This window comes from Streptomyces sp. SID11385 (assembly GCF_010548245.1).
Taxonomy (GTDB): Bacteria; Actinomycetota; Actinomycetes; order Streptomycetales; family Streptomycetaceae; genus Streptomyces.
On sequence record NZ_JAAGLR010000061.1, the window covers coordinates 1 to 2,437 of the forward strand.

Below are 2,437 nucleotides of genomic sequence, written 5' to 3' on the forward strand. Positions count from 1 at the left end.
AGGCCCGTCGCGAGGCAGTGGTGCGCGTCCCCGCCGTGCGCGGTCGCCTCCGCGAGCACGGCCGCCGCGAACATCGCCCCGTACACGCCGTTGCGCGTGTGGCTGAGCACCGCGTCCCGCCACGCCTGCGCCGCCGCGCCCGCCGGGTCGCCCGGGTGCGTCCAGCCGTGCACGTCGGCCCTGATCAGCGCCCCGATCCACTCGCGGAAGGGGTTGTGGTGCCGGGCGGTCTCCGGTGGCTCCAGGCCGCGCAGGAGGTTCGCGTACGCGACCCGCTCGGCCGTGAAGACCTTCCCGGCGGGCAACTGCTCCAGCCACAGCGCCGCGAGGTCGGCCGTCGTGAAGTCCCGCCCGTGCCGCAGCAGCAGTTCGACGGTGAGCACGGGGTGGTCGAGGTCGTCGTCCTCGGGCGTCCCCGCGATGTTCTCGGCGAGGCAACTGCCCGCGCTGCGCCGGTTCCACGGGTACGCGGCGAGCAGTTCGGCCGGGACGCCGCGCGCCGTGAACCACGTGCGCAGCGGCCAGTTCCCCGCCGCCCGCGCGAGCGCCCTGATCCCGTCGAGCGGCAGCTTCTCGACCGGCTTGCCGAGCACGCACCCGGCCGCGCGCCCGCGCCAGGCGGCTTCCAGCCGCGCCTCCAAGGTCGCCTCGTCGCCGTCGTACGCGCCCGCCCGGGGCCACTCGGGGCACGCCGCGACGATCTCGGCGAGCTCCGTCGGCTCGGCGCGGTCCGCCGGTTCGGGCACGTCCGCGATCCGGGCCATCAACTCCTCGGCGAGCGCGCGCAGTTCACGCGGTACCGGGGTGGACGAGGCGCCGGCCCGCACGGGTGCGGCGAGGCCGCCCGCCGCGTACCAGCGCGCCGCGATGCCCGCGACCTCGCGCCCCTCCTCGCCCGCCTGCCGCAACTCGTGCCCGATCAGGTCCTCGGGCTGCACCCACGTGAGGCGCAGCCCTGCCCCCGTCCCCGCACCGCTCGCCCCGGCGTCTCCCGCGCCCGCGTCATCCGCGCCCCTCACGCGCCGTCCCCCGCTTCCAGCGCGGCGAACGCCGCCTCGTGCGCACGGCGCCGTGCCACGTCCTTGCGGTGGATCTCCCGCGCCACCGCCGTGAGTTCGGCCGCCGGGCCGTCCAGGTCGAGGCGGCTGGCGCGGCACACCTGCTCAGCCCAGGCGGCGGGGATCGCCGCCGCCCCGCCGAGCGCTCCCGCGAGCGCGCCGCCCATCGTCGCGATCGAGTCGCAGTCCCTGCCGTAGTTCACCGCGCCGAGGATCGTGTCCCGGCCGCGCCCCGCGCACACGAGCAACATGCCGAGCGCGATGGGCAGTTCCTCGATCGCATGCAGCCGCGAGGGCCGCCGCGCGCCGAGCGAGGGCGCCCGGTACTCCTCGCCGACCGTGTCGTACGGCGCGACCGCCGCGCGCAACCCGGCCTGCGCCGCCTCCGGTTCGTCGTGCCGAGCGGCGACCGCGCACACCGCCTCGATCGCCGCGCGCGTCCCGTCCTTCGCGAGCCGCAGACACGCCTCCACGACGTCCCCCGGGCCCGCGTCCGGCCGGCAGGCCGCGGCGACGGCGGCGGCGAAGACCGCGGCGGCCTCGCGCCCGTAGGAGGACTGGTGCGCGCCCGCGATCTCTGCGGCCTCCGCGTAAGCGCCGTCCGGATCGCCCGCGTTGACGAGCCCGACCGGCGCCATGTACATCGCCGCGCCGCAGTTCACGACGTTCCCGACGCCCGCCTCGCGCGGGTCGGCGTGCGCGTAGTGCAGCCGCGTCACGAGCCACTTCTCGGCGAGGAAGACCCGTTGCAGCGGCAGCGCCTCCGCCTCCAGCTCGGGAATCCACCGGGGCTTCTCGGTGAGTTCGGGCACGAGGTGCGCGGCGATGGCGTGCGCGTCCAGGTGGTCGCGGACGGTGCCGTAGACGCGGATCAGCGCGTGCGTCATGAGGGTGTCGTCGGTGACGTGCCCGTCGCCCTTGTGGTACGGGGCCAACGGGCGTGCCGTACGCCACTGTTCACCCGCCCACGGGCCGACGATCCCCGTCACCCTGCCGCCGTGCCGCGCCACGATCTGCTCCGGGCTGTACCCCTCGACGGGCCCGCCGAGCGCGTCGCCCACGGCGGCGCCGAGCAGCGCGCCGCGCACGCGGTCGGCGAGCGAGGGGCCCGCCGCAGGGACGTCTCGGGCAGGGGGGAGCGGTGAGACTGCGGTCATGAGGGAGTGCCGTCCTTTCCCGCGCCCGCGACGGGGGCGGTGGTCTTCTCACTGAGCGGGGTCCGCGCGGGCTCCCGCGCGGGTTCTCGTCGGGTGTCGCACGCGGGGACGAGGGCGTCGAGGCGTGCGGCGAGCGCGAGGAGGTCGGTGCCGGCGAGCCGGGGCACGGCGCAGCCGCTGAGCCACCGGCAGGCCGTGCGCCACGCGGCGGGCACCACCGCG

At 77.0% G+C, this 2,437-nt stretch carries 2 protein-coding genes and 1 pseudogene; all 3 read right to left on the bottom strand.

Annotated elements, in window-relative coordinates; genetic code table 11:
- Nucleotides 1–938, bottom strand: a 938-nt coding sequence (locus G3I42_RS02365; RefSeq protein WP_343244424.1) for an ADP-ribosylglycohydrolase family protein, incomplete at its 3' end; no start/stop codon positions are given.
- Nucleotides 939–1,015: 77 nt separating this feature from the next.
- On the bottom strand, nucleotides 1,016–2,215 hold the full coding sequence (locus tag G3I42_RS02370) for an ADP-ribosylglycohydrolase family protein (RefSeq protein WP_203606260.1): 1,200 nt from the start codon (nucleotides 2,213–2,215) through the stop codon (nucleotides 1,016–1,018).
- Nucleotides 2,212–2,437 (bottom strand): annotated as a pseudogene (locus G3I42_RS02375) (ADP-ribosylglycohydrolase family protein); the annotation flags it as partial. The gene G3I42_RS02370 and the pseudogene G3I42_RS02375, both read right to left, overlap by 4 nt.